The organism is Burkholderia sp. BC1 (assembly GCF_052683555.1).
On record NZ_JBQYLP010000010.1, the window covers coordinates 42391 to 60995 of the forward strand.

The following is an 18605-nucleotide window of genomic DNA, read 5'->3' on the forward strand; positions in this document are numbered from 1 at the left end:
CCCGATTCAGAAAAGTTGAATGTGTAGGTCATGAAATTCAACTTTTCCTATTCTAGACGTCCGCGCAACATGGGGGCTCGTTTTCAACTGTCACGACCCATAGTCAGCGGAGTCATCCACCATGAGCACGCCCGTAGTCTTCATCGACGGCGACCAAGGCACGACCGGCCTGCAGATTCACGACCGGCTGCGCGGCCGGACCGACATTCGCGTCTTCACGCTGCCCGCTGCGGAGCGCAAGGATCCGCGGCGCCGCGCGGAGGCGATCAACGGCTGCGACATCGCGATCCTCTGTCTGCCGGATGACGCCGCGCGCGAGGCCGTGAGCGCCATCGTCAATCCCGCCGTGCGCGTGATCGATGCGAGCTCCGCGCATCGCACGCAGCCGGGCTGGACGTACGGGTTTCCCGAAATGGCGCCGGCGCAGGCCGAGCAGATCGCGACCGCGCGGCGCGTCAGCAATCCGGGCTGCTATCCGACCGGCGCGGTCGGCCTGCTGCGTCCGCTCGTGGAAGCGCGGCTCATTCCTGCCGATTACCCGATCGCGATTCATGCGGTATCCGGCTACTCGGGACGCGGACGCGCGGGCGTGGAGGAACACGAAGGGCCATGCGCCGCGAACGCGCGTGCCTATCAGGTGTACGGGCTGGCACTCGCGCACAAGCACGCACCGGAGATTCAGCGGCACGCGACGCTGGCGCAGCGCCCGATCTTCGTGCCCGCATACGGCGCGTTCCGCCAGGGCATCGTGCTGACGGTGCCGATCGCCGTGCGCCTGCTGGCGCCCGGCGTCGACGGCCCCGCGTTGCACGCGTGCCTCGCACGTCACTATGCGCAGGCCGCGCACGTGCGCGTGCTGCCGCTGGAGGCATCGCGTGCGTCGACCCATCTGGACCCGCAGGCGCTGAACGGCACGAACGACATGCAGTTGAGCGTCTTTCACGACGCGGCGCAGGAGCAGGTGCTGCTCGCCGCGGTGTTCGACAATCTCGGCAAGGGCGCATCGGGCGCCGCGGTTCAGAACCTCGACCTGATGCTCGCGCGGCAATAGCCGGCGGCCGGGCGTCTAGCGATCGGCGCGCGACGGAGCGGCCGGCGTGCTGTCCGGATAGGCGGCCGCGCAGACGGCGCGCACTTCGTCGCGCAGCCAGCGGTGCGCCGGATCGTGATCGAGCCGCGGATGCCAGATCGCCGAGATGTTGAACGCGGGCAACGGCAGCGGCAGGGCGAACGACTGCACGCCATTCTCGGCCGCGTAGTCGGGCATGAAGGCATTGCCGAGACAGGAGTGCGGGACGACGGCGAGCAGATCCGAATGACGGACGAGCTGCATCGCGCCGGTATAGGAGGGCACGACGATCGGCACGTTGCGCGGCACGCCTGTCGATTCGAGCTGGGCGTCGATCGGATTGTCGGCCTCGCCGGTACGCGAGATCGTCACGTGGTCGTACGCGAGCCATCGCTGCATGTCGATCTCGCCCGCAGCGAGCAGCGGATGGCCGATCCGGCACAGGCCGACGTAGCGGTCCGTGAACAGCACACGCGTGCGGATTTCGGGCGCTTCGGTTTTCACGACGCCGATTTCCAGATCGACGAGCCCGTCCCGCAACGCCTGCGCATTCCAGTCCGGCTTCGGCACGAAGCGCAGCTGTACGCCGGGCGCCGCGCGGCGGACGCGGTTCGCCAACGCGGCGCCGAGCAGATCGACGAAGCCTTCACCCGCGCGCAACGTGAAGCGCTGCGCGAGCGTCGCGCTGTCGAACCGGTACGCGGCGCGGCTCAGGACCGATTCCGCTTCGCGCGCGAGGGCGGGAATGCGCCGGCTCAACTGCTCCGCGTAGGGCGTCAGCACGAGCGTTCGGCCTGCCTGCAGCAACAGGCGATCGCCCGTCAGCGCGCGCAGGCGAGCGAGCGTGCGGCTCGTCGCCGATACGCTCAGGTTCAGGCGGCGCGCCGCGCCGGTGACGCTGCGTTCGGTCAGCAACGCATCCAGCGCGGTCAGCAGGTTCAGGTCGACGCGTGACATGCGGCGAGCATAATCGAAAACGCCGTACGGTTGGCGTGCGATGCAATCGACGATTGCACGCGGCGCGTCTGGCGCAAACCGGACGCGATCCCGACAATGCATGGTGCCGCTGTCGAAAAGGAGAAGCCCATGCCCGATACCTCTGACCCTCGTCCCACGATCCTGCTCGTCGGCGCGTCGCGCGGCCTCGGTCACGCAATGGCGGCCGAGTTCCTGAAGCGCGGCTGGGACGTCGTGGGCACCGTGCGCGCGGATCGCGGACGCACGCCGCTGCACGCGCTCGCCGAGGCGTACCCGGACCGGCTGCGGATCGAAACGCTCGACATCACGCAGCCCGAGCAGATCCGCGCACTGGCCGCGCGCCTGTCCGGACGCGTGTTCGACATCCTGTTCGTCAATGCCGGGACGACGAATCCGGATCCGACGCAGACCATCGGCGAGGTATCGACCGACGATTTCGTCGACCTGATGATCACGAACGCACTGAGCCCGATGCGCGTGGTCGAGACGCTGGCCGGCCTCGTGCCGCGCGACGGGCTGATCGGCATCATGTCGTCGGGGCAGGGCAGCATCGCCGACAACGAATCGGGCCAGCGCGAGCTCTATCGCGGCAGCAAGGCCGCGCTGAACCAGTTCATGCGCAGCTTCGCGGCGCGTCACGCGCAGACGCCGCTCGCGATGGTGCTGATCGCGCCCGGCTGGGTGCGCACCGAGCTCGGCGGGCCGGATGCGCGGCTGTCGATCGACGAGAGCGTGCCGGGCGTTGTCGATGTGCTGCTCGCCAAGCGCGGCCGCGCGGGGCTCGAATATCTCGACTATCGCGGTCGAACCGTGCGGTGGTGAGCGGCACGGTTTGCGCAACGCGGGTCGGGCACGCGTCGTCCGCAGCGACTGCGCTGCCCGTCATGCAGCTGCCGTGCACGGCCCCGCGATCGACGCCGTGCATCGCGCCGCGCGCATCACGAGCGCCGCACGGCACCCGCCGACGGATGCGCGTGCATCGCATACCGGCCGCGCTCGAACGACGTCGCGAAGAAGCGCATCTGATAGCGGATCGCCTGCGCCCAGTAGTCCCACGTGTGGCCGCCTGCGCGCTCCGCATAGTCGTGCGGCACGCCGAGCGCGACGAGCCGTTCGTGCAGCGTGTGGTTCGAGCCGATGAATGCGTCGTCGCGGCCGCAGTCGATCGTCAGGTCGACATGCGTGTGCACGAATGCGCGGGCGCTTTCGACGATCGCGTTGCGGCTCCAGAACGACGGATGACGGACGGGATCGCCGAACACGTGGTCGATGCCCGGCTCGTCCTCGCAGTTGCGCGGGTCGACGGCGCCGCTGATGCTGCCGGCCGCGCCGAACGTGTCGGGCCGGTCGAGCGCGATGCGCAGTGCGCCGAAGCCGCCCATGCTGAGGCCCGTGATCGCCCGCGTGCGCCGCGTCGCGAGCGTGCGGAAATGCGCGTCGACGTAGGACACGACTTCGTCGCCGACGAAGGTTTCGTAGCGGCTGCCCAAATCGAACGGGCTGTCGATGTACCAGCTTTCGTGTCCGCCGTCGGGCATCACCAGAATCACGCGATAGCGGTCGGCGAGTTCGCCGATGCGCGTGTTCGCGGTCCAGTCGGTGTGGTCGCCGCCCGAGCCGTGCAGCAGATAGACGACCGGATAGCGTTCGACGCGGTGCGCACCGCCGCGCAGATAGTCGTCGGGCAGGACGACGGTCGCCGCGAGCGTCGCGCGCATCGCGGCGCTCGGAATCGCGACGGTACGCGTATGAAACGCGCGTGCGGGGCCGGCCGCCGCGAGCAGCAGAAGCAGCCAGCACACGCGCATCAGCTTCATCGATCGTCGGACTCGTCGCACTTGTCGCATTCGTCGCGTTCACCGGAAAAGCGGGCATTCGGCATCCCGTGCCGAGCGACTCTAGCAACCGGGCCTTTCAACCGAATTTCGGCGAAACATACGGGTTGTCAGGTGCCGGCGAGCGACGTCGGCGGCATGCCGCCGAGGCCGCCTCCTACGGCTTGTCGCGCGCGGCGATCTCGTCGCGCAGCCGCGCTTCCTGCGCCTGCAGCTCGGGCGTGAGCGCCGCGCCGAAGTCTTCCGCCTCGAATATCGGGCGGATCTCGATTTCCGATTCGCCGGGCATCGGGTTCGGGCAGCGCTTCACCCATTCGACGGCTTCGTCCATCGATTTCACCTGCCACAGCCAGAACCCGGCGACGAGCTCCTTGGTTTCGGCGAACGGACCGTCGATCACGGTCCGGCTTTCGCCGGCAAAGCGCACGCGCTTGCCGCGCGAGCTCGGATGGAGCCCTTCGCCGGCGAGCATCACGCCGGCCTTCACGAGTTCCTCGTTGAACCGTCCCATCGCGGTCAGCAGTTCGGTATCGGGCAGCGCCCCCGTTTCCGAATCGGCCGTGGCCTTCACGATCACCATGACGCGCATTGTCGTTTCTCCTTCGATAAGAATGTGGATCGCATGCCGGCCGCGCGTGACGGCGGCTGCGGGCTTGCAATCACACGACGCACGACGCGCCCGGAAATCGACATCGACGCACAAAAAGGCGTGCACATCGGGCGCGCGCCCGGAACTGGTATGCTGACCGCCATTACGTCACGCCGGAGGGTGTCATGGCTGCGAAGGTAGTGTCGAAGAAGAAATATCTGAAGATTCTGAACAAGCGTCTGCGCGCGGCGCCCGATGCGCCGGCCGGCGCGTCTTTCGTGTTCTATCCGCCCGGCGCGAAGGCGAAGCACGCGACGGGCGTCGTCTCGAGCGAGCCATGTGCCGCGCATGAACTCGAGACGATGGCGGCGATTCAGCGCAAGGCGGCCGAGGAATTCATCGTCGCCGACGCGTGAGCGATGGCGGGGCGCCGCGTACCGAGCGTATTGCGGGTGCTCGGCGCCGGTCGCCCGGCAGCCGTTGCGCGGCACGCGTTGCACGCCAGTCGGCGCTGCTCGCCCGTCGTACTTCGCCCGTACACGTCGTCCGTTGCACGTCACTCGCTGCGCGCGCCCGTTGCACGTCGCCCGTTGCACGGCGCCCCCAAATCAACGCATGGCGCGGCGTCCGCACGCCACACGCCGATCACGACACCTTGTCGGCCGTCGCCGGATACCGGCCGCCGGCACCGCCCTCGTCGCCCGACGCCAGCTCCTCGAGCGCGAGCCCCTTCGTTTCGATGCCGAGCGTCCAGACGGCGAGCGCCGCGGCGGCAAACGACAGCGCACCGAGTGTAAACACGCCGCCCTGCCCGAACACGGGCAGCACGACGCCGACGACGTACGGGCCGATCAGCGAGCCGATCCGGCCGATCGCCGAGGCGAAACCGGACCCCGTCGCGCGCGCGCCGGTGCCGTACAGCTCGGGCGTATACGTGTACAGCGCGGCCCACATCCCGAACAGGAAGAACTGCATCGCGAGCCCGGTGCCGATCAGCAGCGCCATGCTGCCGCCGTACAGCGCGCTTTGCCCGTACGCATACGCCATGATGCCGCCGCCAACGAGCGACGCGATGCAGGTCGGCTTGCGTCCCCAGCGCTCGACGAGCCACGCGGCGCAGAGAAAGCCCGGCACGCCGCCGAGCGAGATCAGCACCGTATAGAACACCGATTTCGTGACTTCGAAGCCGGCCTGCTGCAGCAGCGCGCCGAGCCACGACGTGAGCCCGTAGAAGCCGAGCAGTGCGAAGAACCACAGCAGCCACACCATCGTCGTGCGACGACGGTAGGCGCCGCTCCAGATCTCGCGCAGCGCGCCGCGCCCGCGCGCGGCGACCGGCTCGGCGAGCCGCGACGGCGGCGGCAGCGTCGCGACGCCGGCCGAGCGCATCACCTTCGCCTCGATCGTGCGCAGCACGGCGTCGGCTGCCGCGTGACGGCCCGCATGCTCGAGCCAGCGCGGCGATTCGGGCACGATGCGGCGCACGACGAGCACGAACACCGCCGGAATCGCGAGCAGCGCGAAGACGGTGCGCCAGCCGAACTGCGGTAGCACGAAGTAGGCGACGATGCCGGCCGTGATGAAGCCGAGCGGCCAGAAGCCGTCCATCAGTGCGATCAGGCGGCCGCGCTTCTCGGTCGGCACGAATTCGGACAGCAGCGTCTGCGCGACCGGAAACTCCATGCCCATGCCGATCCCGAGCAGCACGCGATAGACGATCAGCGCGTCGACGCTCTGCGCGGTCGAGCACAGATACGACGCGGCGCCCCACAGCACCATGCTCCACTGGAACACGGGCCGGCGGCCGAAGCGATCGGCGAGCAGGCCGGCGACGGCCGCCCCGAGCACCATCCCGACGAAGCTCGCGCTCGCGACGACACCGGCGGCGGCCGTCGACAGCCCGAACTCCTTGCGGATCGAGCCGAGCACGAAGGTCATCGTGCCGAGGTCGACCGAATCGAAGAAGAACGCGATCGCGATGATGAAGAAGATCCGCTTGTGATAGCCGGAAAACGGCAGGCGTTCGAGCCGGGCGGCAGCGGAGGCGGAGGCAGTGGCGGCGGGCATGGCGTCCTCTGAAAGAAAGGAAGCCTCGAAGCGACGCGCTTCAAGGCTTCGAGCTTTCAGTAGACGCGACCACAAAAGGCCGCATTGGAGGAAAAGCGTCGTCGGCTTGAACAAATGCGTCATCGCCGGCGACGCATGCGCGCTCAGTTCTTCAGCTTGTAGCCCGTGCGGAACATCCACGCGACGATCGCGAGCAGGATCACGAGGAACAGCGAAGTCGCGGCGAGGCTGATGCCGACGTGTACGTCCGCGAGCCCGTAGAACGACCAGCGAAAACCGCTGACGAGATAGACGATCGGATTGAACAGCGTGATCACGCGCCACGCGGGCGGCAGCATGTCGACCGAATAGAAGCTGCCGCCGAGGAACGTGAGCGGCGTGATGATCAGCAACGGCACGAGCTGCAGCTTCTCGAAGCTGTCTGCCCAGATGCCGATCACGAAGCCGAACAGGCTGAACGTGACGGAGGTGAGCACGAGAAACAGCACCATCCAGAACGGATGCAGGATGTGCAGCGGCACGAACAGCGCGGCGGTCGCGAGGATGATCAGCCCGAGCAGGATCGACTTCGACGCGGCCGCGCCGACGTAGGCGGTCACGATTTCCCAATGCGAGACGGGCGCCGACAGCACCTCGTAGATCGTGCCCGTGAAGCGCGGGAAGTAGATGCCGAACGACGCGTTCGAGATGCTCTGCGACAGCAGCGACAGCATCACGAGGCCCGGCACGATGAACGAGCCGTAGCCGATACCGTTCACGTCGCTGATCCGCGAGCCGATCGCCGACCCGAACACGACGAAGTAGAGCGACGTCGAGATCACCGGCGCGATGATGCTCTGCATCAGCGTGCGGCGCGTGCGCGCCATTTCGGCGCGATAGATCGCGCGGATCGCGTGGAAGTTCATGTGCGCCATGGTGGTTATGCCCGTTGTGCGCCGTTGCGGCGGTTGTCGATCAGGCTGACGAAGATGTCCTCGAGCGAGCTCTGCGTCGTGTGCAGGTCGCGAAACCCGATGCCGGCCGCGCCGAGCGCGGCGATCAGCGTCGCGATGCTCGCGTCGTCGCGCTGCGAATCGTACGTGTATACGAGCGCGGCGCCGCCTTCCGCGAGCTCGAGCCCGAACGGTGCCAGCGCATCCGGCACGCTCGCGAGCGGATGCTCGAGCTGCACGGTCAGCTGCTTCTTGCCGAGCTTGCGCATCAGCTCGCGCTTCTCCTCGACGAGCACGAGTTCGCCGCCGAGGATGATGCCGATCCGGTCGGCCATTTCCTCGGCTTCCTCGATGTAGTGCGTGGTCAGCACGATTGTCACGCCGTCTTCGCGCAGCGTATCGACGAGCTTCCACATGTCGCGGCGCAGTTCGACGTCGACGCCGGCCGTCGGCTCGTCGAGGAACAGGATCCGCGGCTCGTGCGACAGCGCCTTCGCGATCATCACGCGACGCTTCATCCCGCCCGACAGCGTGATCAGCTTGTTATTGCGCTTGTCCCACAGCGAGAGCGCCTTCAGCGTCTTCTCGATGTGCGCGGGGTCGGGCGCCTTGCCGAACAGGCCGCGGCTGAACGACACGGTCGCCCAGACGGTCTCGAACGCGTCGGTCGTCAGTTCCTGCGGCACGAGGCCGATCAGCTCGCGCGCGGCGCGATACGCGTCGCGGATGTCGTGGCCGCCGACGGTCACGCGGCCTTCGGTCGGCGTGACGATCCCGCAGACCGAGCCGATCAGCGTCGTCTTGCCGGCGCCGTTCGGACCCAGCAGCGCGAAGATTTCGCCGGGGCGGATGTCGAGCGTCACGTGCTTCAGTGCCTGGAAGCCGGACGCGTAGGTTTTCGAGAGGTCGGAAATCGAGAGGATCGGTTGCATGCTCGCGGATGGCAGGCGGATCGCAGCGACGGCACGCGCGGCGCGTTCGGCCCGCGGCCGGCACGAGGCAGCCGAACGCGGGCACGACGCGGCACACATGCGCGATGTCGATCGCACGGGGTGCGGAATCGCAGGACCGCCATCTTAGCAATCGGCAGATGTAAATGCATTTCCGTGGAAAGGGCGCCGCGGTTGCGTCGGCGATTGGCGCGAAAGGTGCGCGCTGCGCGACATGTCCGGTCCATTTATTCGGAATGAACGAACAATGGGCGGAGATTTCGGCCGATCGGGCCAGGTAAGGCGCGCCGCGCGCCGGAATCGGCAGCACGCGGCGGAAGCGCGGGAAGTGTAGAAAACGCGGGAAGCGAACAACGGGACGCGCACCGCAAGCCGCGGTGCGCGTCCGCCGACTCAGACCGTTTCCGGCTGACGCACGGCCTTCGCGACATTGCGCGCCGGCGCGCCGTTCGCGACGAAGTACGGCACGTTCGCGCGCTCGAGCGGCTTGCGGCCGCGGATCTTGTCGGCGATCTTCTCGGCGATCATGATCGTCGGCGCGTTCAGGTTGCCGGTCGTGATGATCGGCATGATCGACGCATCGACGACGCGCAGCCCCTCGAGCCCGTGCACGCGCCCTTCGTTGTCGACCACCGCCATGTCGTCGTAGCCCATCTTGCACGAGCACGACGGATGGAACGCGGTTTCGGCGCGGGCGCGCACGAACGCGTCGAGCTCCTTGTCGGTCTTGCACTCGGCGCCCGGATTGAGCTCGCGGCCGCGATAGCGGTCGAGCGCGGGCTGCCGCATGATCTCGCGCGTCGCGCGGATCGCGTCGCGGAATTCGCGCCAGTCGAGCGCTTCGGCCATGTAGTTGAACAGGATGCTCGGATGCGCGTTCGGATCGCGCGAGCGCAGCTTCACGCGGCCGCGGCTCGGCGAACGCATCGAACCGACGTGCGCCTGGAAGCCGTGCATCTCGATCGCGTTCGAGCCGTTGTAGTTGATCGCAACGGGCAGAAAGTGATACTGGATGTTCGGCCAGGGATCGTCGTCGCGCGTGCGGATGAAGCCGCCTGCCTCGAAGTGGTTGCTCGCGCCGAGGCCGGTGCCGTTCAGCATCCATTCGAGACCGATCTTCGGCTGGTTCCACCACTTCAGCGCGGGATAGAGCGACACCGGCTCCTTGCATTCGTACTGGATGTACATCTCCAGATGGTCCTGCAGGTTCCGGCCGACGCCCGGCAGATCGAGCACGATCGGAATGTCGAGTTCCTTCAGCCACGCGCCGGGGCCGACGCCCGAGCGCTGCAGCAGCTGCGGCGACGCGATCGCACCGCTGCACACGAGCACTTCGCGGCGTGCATGCGCGGTCGCGCGCTCGTTGCCGCGCAGATACGTGACGCCCGATGCGCGCTTGCCGTCGAACAGGATGCGATCGGCGAGCGCGTGCGTGACGATCTCGAGATTCGGCCGCGTCTTCGCCTGATCGAGGTAGCCGCGCGCGGTGCTCGCGCGGCGGCCCTTCGGCGTGACGGTGCGATCCATCGGGCCGAAGCCTTCCTGCTGATAGCCGTTCAGATCCTCCGTGCGCGGATAGCCGGCCTGCACGCCGGCCTCGACCATCGCCTCGAACAGCGGATTCACGCCCGGCTTGCTCGTCGTCACCGACACGGGACCGTCGCCGCCGTGATAGTCGTTCGGCCCGATGTCGCGCGTCTCGGCCTTCTTGAAGTACGGCAGGCAGTCGAGATACGTCCAGTTCTCGAGGCCCTGGTGCGTCGCCCAGTTGTCGTAGTCGAGCGCGTTGCCGCGGATGTAGCACATCCCGTTGATCAGCGACGAGCCGCCGAGCCCCTTGCCGCGCCCGCACTCCATCCGGCGGTCGTCCATGTGCGGCTCGGGATCGGTTTCGTACGCCCAGTTGTAGCGGCGGCCCTGCAGCGGATAGGCGAGCGCCGCCGGCATCTGCGTGCGGAAGTCGAAGCGGTAGTCGGGGCCGCCTGCTTCGAGCAGCAGCACCGTCACATTCGGATCTTCCGTCAGGCGCGTCGCGAGCACGTTGCCCGCGGAGCCCGCGCCGCAGATGATGTAGTCGTATTCGCGTGTCGTCATGACGGTTGAACTCCTTGAGGACTCAAAATACCGGGTTGTAGCGGCCGAGCTCGACCTGCACCGACTTGATCCGAGTGTAGTGTTCGAGCGTCGTGATGCCGTTCTCGCGTCCGACACCGGATTGCTTGTAACCGCCAACCGGCATTTCGGCCGGCGATTCGCCCCACGTGTTGATCCAGCAGATGCCGGCTTCGAGGCGGTGGATCGTGCGGTGCGCGCGCGACAGGTTCTCGGTCACGACGCCGGCCGCGAGCCCGTAGTGCGTGTCGTTGGCACGCGCGATCACTTCGTCCTCCGATTCGAATTCGAGGATGCTCATCACGGGCCCGAAGATCTCTTCGCGGACGATCTTCATGTCGTCGCGGCAGTCGCCGAACACGGTCGGCGCGACGTACTGGCCGTTCGCGAAATGGCCCTCGGTCAGCCGCGTGCCGCCCGCGAGCAGCTTCGCGCCCTCGGCCTTGCCGCTTTCGATGAAGCCGAGCACCTTGTCGAGCTGCGCGGCCGACACGAGCGGGCCGAAATTCGTATCGGCATCGGTCGGCTTGCCGACGCGGATGCGCTTCACGCGTTCCAGCACCTTCTGCGTGAAGGCGTCCTTGATCGAGCGGTGCACGAATACGCGCGTGCCGTTCGTGCAGACCTGCCCCGAGCTGAAGAAATTCGCGGTGACGGCGATGTCGGCCGCGCGGTCGAGATCGGCGTCGTCGAACACGATCAGCGGCGACTTGCCGCCGAGCTCCATCGTCACTTCCTTCAGCGACGATGCGCCGGCCAGCGACATCACCTTCTTTCCCGTTTCGACGCCGCCGGTGAACGACACCTTCGCGATGTCCGGATGGCCGGTCAGCAGCGCGCCGACCGCGCCGTCGCCCTGCACGACGTTGAACACGCCGGCCGGCACGCCGGCTTCCGTGTAGATCTCGGCGAGCTTCAGCGCGCTCAGCGGCGTGACTTCGCTCGGCTTGAACACCATCGCATTGCCGGCCGCGAGCGCGGGCGCCGTCTTCCAGCAGGCGATCTGGATCGGGTAGTTCCATGCGCCGATGCCTGCGCAGACGCCGAGCGGTTCGCGGCGCGTGTAGACGAACGAATCGGCGCGCAGCGGCACCTGCAGTCCTTCGATCGCGGTCGCGAGGCCCGCGTAGTATTCGATCACGTCCGCGCCGGTGACGATGTCGACCGCGAGCGTCTCGGCGATCGGCTTGCCGGTGTCGCGCGTTTCGAGCGCCGCGAGTTCGTCGTTGCGTTCGCGCAGCAGCTCGACCGCGCGGCGCAGGATCCGCGAGCGCTGCATCGCCGTCATCGCGGCCCATTCGCGCTGGCCTTCGCGTGCGGACGCGACCGCGCGATCGACGTCGGCAGCGCTCGCCTGCTGGACCTGCGCGAGTTGTTCGCCGGTCGCCGGATCGAACGTGTCGAAAGTCTTGCCGCTCGTCGCGTCGACGTAACCGCCGCCGATGTAGAGCCGCTGCAAACCGTATACGGACATGAGGATCTCCTTGAAGGCGCCTGCCGTGCGTCAGTCGGACGCGAGCAGCAGGTCGATGTAGTCGTGGGCCAGCTTCAGCGCCGCCCGGGTGTCGATCGGGCCGCCGGCGAGCGCGCCGCGCAGCCACAGGCCGTCGATCAGCGCGGCCAGGCCGCTGGCCGCCTCGCGCGCCTTCGCGCGCGGCAGCGCTTTCGCGAACTCGGCGCACAGGTTCGAATGCAGACGCCGCGTGTTCACGTGCTGCAGGCGCTTGAGCATCGGGTCGTGCATGCTCTGCGACCAGAACGCGAGCCAGGTCTTCATGACCGGCGCGGCGATCTGCGTGTCGTCGAAGTTCGCGGCGACGATCGCGCGCAGCCGCGAGCGCGGATCCTTGCGCGCGGCCGTGCGGCGGCGCGTGGTGGCCGACCACAGGTCGCGCAGCACGTGCCGCATCGTCGCTTCGAGCAGCCCGTCCTTGTCGCCGAAGTAGTGGCTGACGATGCCGGTCGAGATGTTCGCGCGCTGCGCGACCGATGCGAGCGTCGTGCCGGGCAGCCCCGCCTCGTCGATCGAGCGCAGCGTCGCGTCGATCAACTGCGCACGGCGGATCTCCCGCATTCCGACTTTCGGCATCGTGACTCCTGTCGCCCAGGGCGGGCCGTCGATGAAAGTCCGCAGCTTAGCGGTTTTTTATTGAACGTTCAATCAACAAAAAACCGGGGTCGGGAGCAACGACCGGCGCGGTGGGCGCGCATTCGTGCCGCGCGGTCCTGCGTTTCGCGGCCCGACTTTCGCGTTTCCGTCATCGATGTCGGCGGCGATCAAACGCATGTCGCGTTTGAGACATCGGCGCCCCGGCCTCCCGGACTACTCTCGGACAGCACGTCGCGCGTGTTCGGCAACCGCCGCCGCGCAGCGGCGCCATCCAACGAGACATGGAGACAATACGATGAGCAGCAATCGAGGTGTCGTCTATCTTGGGCCGGGCAAGGTCGAGGTGCAGAAGATCGATTATCCGAAGATGGTCGACCCGAGCGGCCGCGCAATCGGACACGGCGTGATCCTGAAGGTCGTCAGCACGAACATCTGCGGCTCGGACCAGCACATGGTGCGCGGCCGCACGACGGCGCCGGTCGGTCTCGTGCTCGGTCACGAGATCACGGGCGAGGTCGTCGAGGTCGGTCGCGACGTCGAGACGCTGAAGATCGGCGATCTCGTGTCGGTGCCGTTCAACGTCGCGTGCGGCCGCTGCGCGATGTGCAAGGAAACGCATACGGGCGTGTGCCTGAACGTGAACCCGTCGCGCGCGGGCGGCGCGTACGGCTACGTCGACATGGGCGGCTGGATCGGCGGCCAGGCCGAATACGTGCTCGTGCCGTATGCCGACTTCAACCTGCTGAAATTCCCGGACCGCGATCAGGCGATGGCGAAGATCCGCGATCTGACCTGCCTGTCCGACATTCTGCCGACCGGTTATCACGGCGCGGTCAGCGCCGGCGTGAAGCCGGGCTCGACGGTCTACATCGCGGGCGCGGGCCCGGTCGGGATGGCGGCGGCCGCCTCGGCGCGCCTGCTCGGCGCGGCCGTGACGATCGTCGGCGACATGAACGCCGAACGCCTCGCGCATGCGAAGGCGATGGGCTTCGAGACGGTCGACCTGTCGAAGGACGCGACGCTCGGCGAACAGATCGCGCAGATCCTCGGCAAGCCGGAGATCGACTGCGCGGTCGACTGCGTCGGCTTCGAGGCGCACGGCCACGGCTCGTCGGGCCATGCTGAGGAAGCGCCCGCGACGGTGCTGAACTCGCTGATGGAAATCACGCGGCCGGCCGGTGCGATCGGCATTCCGGGCTTGTACGTGACGGACGATCCGGGCGCGCAGGACAAGGCCGCGCAGCACGGCAGCCTGAGCATCCGCTTCGGTCTCGGCTGGGCGAAGTCGCATTCGTTCTTCACGGGCCAGACGCCGGTGCTGAAGTACAACCGCAACCTGATGCAGGCGATCCTGTACGACCGCCTGCCGATCGCGAAGATCGTCAACGTGACGGTGATCTCGCTCGACGACGCGCCCGAAGGCTACAAGAAGTTCGACGGCGGCGCGCCGCGCAAATTCGTGATCGATCCGCACGGGCTGCTCGCGGCCTGACGCGCAGCGCACGTACGCACCCACGACGCGGGCGGCACCGGAAACGGGCCGCCCGTTTGTTCTGTGGCGGCCGCTACGCTGCGCGGCCGCGCGTTTTACGGCGCGCCATCGCGCGCGCGATTGCTGCGATAATCGACGCCCAGTTCCCGAACCTTCTTGCGGCGGCCCGCAGCCGATACCCGGATGGCCAAGTCGATTCCCCTTGCAGCGCTGCACACGTTCGTCGAAGTCGCACGCTGCGGCAGCATGAAGCAGGCGGCCGATCTGCTCTGCCTGTCGCCCGGCGCGGTGAGCCAGCACGTGCGCCATCTCGAGGATCGCCTCGCGGTCCGGCTGTTCGAACGCAACGGCCGCGAGCTCGAACTGACCGGCACCGGCCGCGCGCTGTTCGACGCACTCGCCGGCGGTTTCCGCGAGATCGAAAGCGCATGGGCAAACCTGCACGGCGCGAACCGGCGCGTGGTGCGCCTGACCGTGACGACGACCGCGTCGTTCGCGAACACCTGGCTCGTCCAGCGGCTCGGCGCATTCAACGCGCACTATCCGGAAATCGAAATCACGATCGACACGCGGCCGCAACTGGTCGACCTGCGCCGCGACTACGTCGACGTCGCGATCCGGCACGGGCTCGGCCAATATCCGGGACACGCGTCGTTCCGCATCTGGACGCCCGAGCTGTGGCCGGTATGCAGCCCGCAACTGCTCGATCCGGCGCGGCCGATCGCGCAGCCGGCCGACTGTCTCGCGTATCCGCTGCTGCAGGATGCGGACCGCGCGGACTGGGTGCTGTGGCTGCGCGCGCAGGGCATCGAGGATCCGCGCGCGCAGCGCGGCGCGAGCTTCAGCGACGACGCGCTGCTGATCAAGGCCGCTGTCGCGTCGCAGGGCATCGCGCTCGTGCGCGACATCTATGCGCGCGACGAAATCGCGGCCGGGCGCCTCGTACGCGTGCTCGCGCGGCCGTGGCCGACGGAGCTGTCGTATTACGTCGTCTGCAACGAAGCGCGTCGCGACGAGTGGAAGATCGTCGCGTTTCGCGACTGGCTCGCGCGCGAAATCGGCGACGGCGCCGGCGAGCCGGCAGGCCGCGATACGCGCGACACGCTAGCGCCGTGACGCGCGCGCGGCCGCGGTCGCGAACCCGCTGAGCTTGCCGGTCGCGAGCGCGGTGCCGAGCAGGATGATCGCGCAGCCGGCGAGCGTCTGCGCGGTGATCGTCTCATGCAGAAACACCGCGCCCCACACGACGCCGAACACCGGAATCAGGAACGTGACCGACGCCGCATACTGCGCGCCCGCGTTGCGGATCAAGCGGAAATACAGCAGATACGCGATCGCGGTGCAGACCGCGCCGAGCAATACGACCGCAATCCAGGCGGACGCGTGAACGTCGCCGCGCGGCCATAGCGGCGCGGCGAGCGGCGCGAGCACGACGGCGGCGAACAGCTGGCTCCCGAAGGCCGACACGAAGGGCCGCACGTTCGCGAGCTTGCGTTTCGAGTAATGGGCGGCGAAACCGTACGACAGCGTCGCGAGCATCGCGGCCGCGATCGCGCCCGGCGTGCCGGCCGCGCCGGCGCCGACCGCCGAACCGGCGAGCACGACCACGCCGGCGAAGCCGACCGCGAGCCCGAGCGTCTGCGGTTTCGTCAAAGGCGTGCGCAGCCAGACGTAGGCGACGAGCGCGGTCCACAACGGCGTCGTCGCGTTCAGGATCGAATCGGTGCCGGCCGTGACGAACAGCGCCGCATACGTCAGCAGACAGAACGGCAGCGCCGAATTCGCGACGCCGACGACGAACAGCGGCCACGCATGCGTGCGGAATTCGCGCCGTGCGCTCGCGTCGCGCAGCACCGGCGACAGCAGCACGGCGGCGATCGCGACGCGCAGCGCGATCAGCGGGATCACGCCGAATTCGGGCGCGCCCATGCGCATGAACAGAAACGACGCGCCCCAGATAGCCGCCAGGGTGACGAGCTGCAATGCATTCATCGAACGGACTCCGTGGATGGTTCGGACAGCCGGCCGGCACGCTCGCGCGCCGGCGCGGCCGGGAGACCTATTGAACGTCACGGAGTGCGCGCCGCACAAACGACTTTTTGCAGCCCACGGTTTAGAAAAATGAATCGGCCGGCGCGCACGCCGGCCGAGACGCGCGACGCACGCGGGGCTCAGTGGCCGCGGTAGAGCAGCGCCATTTGTTCCTCGGTCGCCGCCGCGCGTCGCACGTGGCGCACGTGTGTGCTGACGCGGCGGACCGCCCGCGCGCGATGCGCGGAATCGCGGCCGCCGTGCCAGACGGCCGTGCGCACCGACGGCGGCGCAGCGCGCGCACAGCCGCTCGCGCTGCGCGACGCGCAGGCGCGCATGCCGCCCGATGCGCGGTTCGGCGCGACGGTTTGCGCGACCTGTGCGGTGGCGGGCGGCGACGATTGCACTCCCGCATCGACGCTGCGCGCCGCGCGGCGCGGATCGGAGGCGAGCTGCGTCGCGTCGCCCGTATGAAACGGATAGACGGGCACGGGCAGCACGGGAAGCGCGGGCTCGGCGGCCGCCGTCGCGTCGTCCGACGCCTGCGCAAGCACATGGCTCGCACGCGCACCGGTGTCGCGCGCGTCGGGCGCACGGCAGGCCGGATCGGCCTTGCACATCCGGTCGGACAGCACGTAGCCGCCGACCAGCAGCACGAGCGTCAGGATGCTCAGCAGCGGCGCGGTCGACGCACGCGGTCGTCGGAAGGCGGCGGCGCGCAGCGCGGCGGCGATCCGCGCGGCCCAGCGCTCGACGCGGCATGACGGCGCCGCCTCGACGGCTTCGTACGCGTTCGCGCCCGCGTTCGCGCTCGCGCGCGCATGCAGCGGTTCGAACGGCCAGCTTTCACGCCCGCAAGCGGGGCAGCGCTGCAGTGGATGAAAGGCGACGAACCCGCATTGCCGGCAACGGCAGACGACGTTGCGTCGTCCGGCCGCGCGTGCCTGCGTGACGCCGCGCAGCGTGTCGCGTGCATGAAGGGTCCGGTTCGGCAGGATGTGCATGGCGGTGCTACTCCGGGTGTCGTTGTCGCGCGGCGAGCGTGCCGATCGTCTGCATCGCGTTCTCGACGGCCGGCGTCCACGGCCGGCCGTAGTTGAGGCGCACGTAGCGACGGAAGCCGCCGGTTGCGGAGAAGATGGGGCCCGGCGCGATGCTGATGCCGTTTTCGAGCGCGGCGCCGAACAGGCGCAATGCGTCGACGCGCTTCGGCAATTCGATCCACAGGAAATAGCCGCCGCCGGGCGCGAACACTTCGGTTCCCTGCGGAAAATACGCGTGCACGGCGGCGACCATCTGCGCCTGGTGCGCGGCGAGATTGCGCCGCAGCTTGCGCAGGAAGCGGTCGTAGCCGCCGTGCCGAAGATAGCTGGAGATCGCGAGCTGCGCGGGCACGTCGGCCGACGGCGTGCCCATGCAGTTCGCCTGGCGGATCTGCCGCGCATAGCGGCCGGCCGCGACCCAGCCGATGCGGAAGCCGGGCGCGAGGCATTTCGAAAACGATCCGCAATGCAGCACGAGGCCGCTGTCGTCGTACACCTTCGCGGGCCGCGCGGGCGTGGGGCCGAACTGCAGCTCGCCGTATACGTCGTCTTCGATCAGCGGCACGCGGTGCGCCGCGAGCAGCTCGATCAGGGCGCGCTTGCGTTCGTCGGACAGCGTCGCGCCGGTCGGATTGTGCAGCGACGTCATGAACCAGCACGCGCGCACCGGGTGCGTGTCGAGCGCCTCGGCGAGCGCATCGAGGTCGAGGCCCGTGTGCGGATCGACCGGAATTTCGACCGCCTTCAGATGCAGCCGCTGCACGGCCTGCAGCGCCGCGGGAAACGCCGGTCGTTCGATCGCGACCACTTCGCCCGGACGCGTGAGCGCCTGCAGGCTCAGCATCAGCGCGTCGAGCGCGCCGGTCGTCACGATGATCTCGTCCATCGGCAGTGCCGCGCCGGCCGTCAGATAGCGCAGCGCGATCTGGCGACGCAGCCCGTCTTCGCCGGGCGGCAGGCCGGACAGCATCGTCACGCGGTCCATGTTGCGCGTCGCGGACTGCACGTAGCGCCACAGGCTGCTCATCGGAAACAGCGAATAGTTCGCGAACGCGGAGCCGAGCGGGACGACGTCGCCGTGTTTCAGCGAGTCGAGCAGCCGACACAGCGCGGTCTCGGCGACGTGCGGCGCGGCGGCCGGCTTGCGCAGCGGATCGAGCGTCGAGCGCAGCCGCGACGCGTCGAGATTCGCGACGAAATAGCCCGAGCGCGGGCGCGCCACGATCAGACCCTCGCTCTCGAGCTGGTAGTAAGCGCGAAACACCGTCGACGGACTGACGCGATACGCGCGGCACGCGGCGCGCACGGTCGGAATGCGCTCGCCGGGTGCCAGATCGCCTCGCCGAATCGAATCGGCAATCGTCTGCGCCAGCGCCGCATATCGTTTCATGCCCTCA

The 18605-nt window shown here is 68.3% G+C and carries 17 protein-coding genes; 5 read left to right on the forward strand and 12 right to left on the reverse strand.

The features are described 5' to 3' along the window. Positions 1–121 precede the first annotated feature (121 nt). Complete coding sequence (gene argC, locus ACSHSS_RS07155) at positions 122–1051, forward strand: N-acetyl-gamma-glutamyl-phosphate reductase (RefSeq protein ID WP_105855536.1); 930 nt, start codon at positions 122–124, stop codon at positions 1049–1051. A 15-nt stretch (positions 1052–1066) separates the two neighbouring features. Here the strand turns inward: argC and ACSHSS_RS07160 are convergent, their stop codons facing one another. Next, a complete protein-coding gene (locus ACSHSS_RS07160; RefSeq protein ID WP_105855535.1) occupies positions 1067–2026 on the reverse strand; it encodes a LysR family transcriptional regulator in 960 nt (319 codons plus the stop codon). 129 nt (positions 2027–2155) lie between these two features. Here ACSHSS_RS07160 and ACSHSS_RS07165 point away from each other — a divergent pair, with 129 nt between their 5' ends. Beyond that, positions 2156–2869: an SDR family NAD(P)-dependent oxidoreductase gene (locus ACSHSS_RS07165; protein ID WP_012216457.1), complete on the forward strand. Its 714-nt coding sequence runs from the start codon at positions 2156–2158 to the stop codon at positions 2867–2869. A 116-nt stretch (positions 2870–2985) separates the two neighbouring features. On the opposite strand, the gene ACSHSS_RS07170 is transcribed toward ACSHSS_RS07165, so the two are convergent. Beyond that, positions 2986–3864, reverse strand: a complete 879-nt coding sequence (locus ACSHSS_RS07170) for an alpha/beta hydrolase (RefSeq protein WP_105855534.1) — start codon at positions 3862–3864, stop codon at positions 2986–2988. 175 nt (positions 3865–4039) lie between these two features. Continuing rightward, a complete protein-coding gene (locus ACSHSS_RS07175; protein WP_006415825.1) occupies positions 4040–4471 on the reverse strand; it encodes a YciI family protein in 432 nt (143 codons plus the stop codon). A 185-nt stretch (positions 4472–4656) separates the two neighbouring features. Between ACSHSS_RS07175 and ACSHSS_RS07180 the strand changes: the two genes are divergently transcribed. Further along, entirely contained in the window at positions 4657–4887 is a 231-nt protein-coding gene (locus ACSHSS_RS07180; RefSeq protein ID WP_006396340.1) for a hypothetical protein, read from the forward strand. A gap of 229 nt (positions 4888–5116) precedes the next feature. On the opposite strand, the gene ACSHSS_RS07185 is transcribed toward ACSHSS_RS07180, so the two are convergent. From ACSHSS_RS07185 to betI, 6 genes are all read right to left on the reverse strand, one after another. Next, positions 5117–6538, reverse strand: a complete 1422-nt coding sequence (locus ACSHSS_RS07185) for an MFS transporter (protein WP_035955573.1) — start codon at positions 6536–6538, stop codon at positions 5117–5119. Positions 6539–6681: 143 nt separating this feature from the next. After that, positions 6682–7452, reverse strand: a complete 771-nt coding sequence (locus ACSHSS_RS07190) for an ABC transporter permease (RefSeq protein WP_006396342.1) — start codon at positions 7450–7452, stop codon at positions 6682–6684. Between the two features lie 5 nt (positions 7453–7457). Beyond that, on the reverse strand, positions 7458–8402 hold the full coding sequence (locus tag ACSHSS_RS07195; RefSeq protein WP_006406013.1) for an ABC transporter ATP-binding protein: 945 nt from the start codon (positions 8400–8402) through the stop codon (positions 7458–7460). Positions 8403–8813: 411 nt separating this feature from the next. Continuing rightward, positions 8814–10514 carry a choline dehydrogenase gene (betA, locus tag ACSHSS_RS07200; protein ID WP_105855532.1) on the reverse strand — a complete coding sequence of 567 codons (1701 nt, stop codon included), beginning with the start codon at positions 10512–10514 and terminating at the stop codon, positions 8814–8816. 22 nt (positions 10515–10536) lie between these two features. Then, entirely contained in the window at positions 10537–12006 is a 1470-nt protein-coding gene (gene betB / locus ACSHSS_RS07205; RefSeq protein ID WP_105779671.1) for a betaine-aldehyde dehydrogenase, read from the reverse strand. 30 nt (positions 12007–12036) lie between these two features. Beyond that, positions 12037–12621 (reverse strand): transcriptional regulator BetI, encoded by a 585-nt coding sequence (gene betI / locus ACSHSS_RS07210; protein WP_006396347.1) that lies wholly within the window; start codon positions 12619–12621, stop codon positions 12037–12039. A gap of 316 nt (positions 12622–12937) precedes the next feature. On the opposite strand from betI, the gene fdhA reads away from it, so the two are divergent. Continuing rightward, a complete protein-coding gene (fdhA, locus tag ACSHSS_RS07215) occupies positions 12938–14134 on the forward strand; it encodes a formaldehyde dehydrogenase, glutathione-independent (RefSeq protein WP_006396349.1) in 1197 nt (398 codons plus the stop codon). A gap of 183 nt (positions 14135–14317) precedes the next feature. Beyond that, positions 14318–15250 carry a LysR substrate-binding domain-containing protein gene (locus ACSHSS_RS07220; RefSeq protein WP_006396350.1) on the forward strand — a complete coding sequence of 311 codons (933 nt, stop codon included), beginning with the start codon at positions 14318–14320 and terminating at the stop codon, positions 15248–15250. On the opposite strand, the gene ACSHSS_RS07225 is transcribed toward ACSHSS_RS07220, so the two are convergent. The 3 genes from ACSHSS_RS07225 to ACSHSS_RS07235 form a co-directional block, all read right to left on the reverse strand. Then, entirely contained in the window at positions 15239–16126 is an 888-nt protein-coding gene (locus ACSHSS_RS07225) for a DMT family transporter (RefSeq protein WP_060181445.1), read from the reverse strand. The genes ACSHSS_RS07220 and ACSHSS_RS07225 overlap by 12 nt on opposite strands. A gap of 179 nt (positions 16127–16305) precedes the next feature. Further along, entirely contained in the window at positions 16306–17169 is an 864-nt protein-coding gene (locus tag ACSHSS_RS07230; RefSeq protein WP_175795047.1) for a hypothetical protein, read from the reverse strand. Positions 17170–17176: 7 nt separating this feature from the next. Continuing rightward, complete coding sequence (locus ACSHSS_RS07235; protein ID WP_175795049.1) at positions 17177–18598, reverse strand: aminotransferase-like domain-containing protein; 1422 nt, start codon at positions 18596–18598, stop codon at positions 17177–17179. Between the last annotated feature and the right edge of the window lie 7 nt (positions 18599–18605).

Excerpts from the sequence above, each read along its gene's own strand:
- argC (WP_105855536.1), top strand. The coding sequence starts at position 122 with ATGAGCACGCCCGTAGTCTTCATCGACGGCGACCAAGGCACGACCGGC.
- ACSHSS_RS07160 (WP_105855535.1), bottom strand. The coding sequence starts at position 2,026 with ATGTCACGCGTCGACCTGAACCTGCTGACCGCGCTGGATGCGTTGCTG.
- ACSHSS_RS07165 (WP_012216457.1), top strand. The coding sequence starts at position 2,156 with ATGCCCGATACCTCTGACCCTCGTCCCACGATCCTGCTCGTCGGCGCG.
- ACSHSS_RS07170 (WP_105855534.1), bottom strand. The coding sequence starts at position 3,864 with ATGAAGCTGATGCGCGTGTGCTGGCTGCTTCTGCTGCTCGCGGCGGCC.
- ACSHSS_RS07175 (WP_006415825.1), bottom strand. The coding sequence starts at position 4,471 with ATGCGCGTCATGGTGATCGTGAAGGCCACGGCCGATTCGGAAACGGGG.
- ACSHSS_RS07180 (WP_006396340.1), top strand. The coding sequence starts at position 4,657 with ATGGCTGCGAAGGTAGTGTCGAAGAAGAAATATCTGAAGATTCTGAAC.
- ACSHSS_RS07185 (WP_035955573.1), bottom strand. The coding sequence starts at position 6,538 with ATGCCCGCCGCCACTGCCTCCGCCTCCGCTGCCGCCCGGCTCGAACGC.
- ACSHSS_RS07190 (WP_006396342.1), bottom strand. The coding sequence starts at position 7,452 with ATGGCGCACATGAACTTCCACGCGATCCGCGCGATCTATCGCGCCGAA.
- ACSHSS_RS07195 (WP_006406013.1), bottom strand. The coding sequence starts at position 8,402 with ATGCAACCGATCCTCTCGATTTCCGACCTCTCGAAAACCTACGCGTCC.
- betA (WP_105855532.1), bottom strand. The coding sequence starts at position 10,514 with ATGACGACACGCGAATACGACTACATCATCTGCGGCGCGGGCTCCGCG.
- betB (WP_105779671.1), bottom strand. The coding sequence starts at position 12,006 with ATGTCCGTATACGGTTTGCAGCGGCTCTACATCGGCGGCGGTTACGTC.
- betI (WP_006396347.1), bottom strand. The coding sequence starts at position 12,621 with ATGCCGAAAGTCGGAATGCGGGAGATCCGCCGTGCGCAGTTGATCGAC.
- fdhA (WP_006396349.1), top strand. The coding sequence starts at position 12,938 with ATGAGCAGCAATCGAGGTGTCGTCTATCTTGGGCCGGGCAAGGTCGAG.
- ACSHSS_RS07220 (WP_006396350.1), top strand. The coding sequence starts at position 14,318 with ATGGCCAAGTCGATTCCCCTTGCAGCGCTGCACACGTTCGTCGAAGTC.
- ACSHSS_RS07225 (WP_060181445.1), bottom strand. The coding sequence starts at position 16,126 with ATGAATGCATTGCAGCTCGTCACCCTGGCGGCTATCTGGGGCGCGTCG.
- ACSHSS_RS07230 (WP_175795047.1), bottom strand. The coding sequence starts at position 17,169 with ATGCACATCCTGCCGAACCGGACCCTTCATGCACGCGACACGCTGCGC.
- ACSHSS_RS07235 (WP_175795049.1), bottom strand. The coding sequence starts at position 18,598 with ATGAAACGATATGCGGCGCTGGCGCAGACGATTGCCGATTCGATTCGG.